1 protein-coding gene is annotated in these 434 nt (G+C 48.4%); it reads right to left on the bottom strand.

Annotation, left to right across the window (positions count from 1 at the left end; translation table 11 throughout):
* On the bottom strand, positions 1–434 hold a 434-nt coding region (locus E0698_RS26325; protein ID WP_202895089.1), incomplete at both ends, for a condensation domain-containing protein.

The raw sequence follows: 434 nt of genomic DNA, 5'->3' as shown, positions 1-434 counted from the left end.
CCAAGGCACCAGCCATCCATAATGATATGATGAAAGCTTAAAAGTAGCGTATATGCGTTCGTTTGGGTTTGAAGCACAGCCAGACGGATGAGCAAATCCTTGCTCAGATCGTACCGATGGCTCCGGTCTGCGTCTGTGTAGCTGCGAATCGCTTCAGCTTGCTTTGCCTCGGGAATATCCGTCAAATTCTCGTAATGAAGCGTTACAATTCGTTCCTTAAATACAATGAGCCGCGAGCGGGAGGCACTTTTATGATACATATTCGAACGGAGTGTTTCGTGACGCTGTACCAGGGTTTGGAAGCTCTTTTGCAGAGCCTCCAGGTTCAGTTCACCCCGGATAGTCATTCGCACTTGCTCATAGTACGCCTGTGATTCCGGCTCCATCACTGTATGAAAGAGCATTCCTTCCTGCAAAGGCGTTAAATTAGCCAC

Source organism: Paenibacillus sp. 23TSA30-6 (assembly GCF_014858585.1).
Lineage (GTDB): Bacteria > Bacillota > Bacilli > Paenibacillales > Paenibacillaceae > Paenibacillus.
This window is presented reverse-complemented; position numbering and strand designations above follow the sequence as displayed.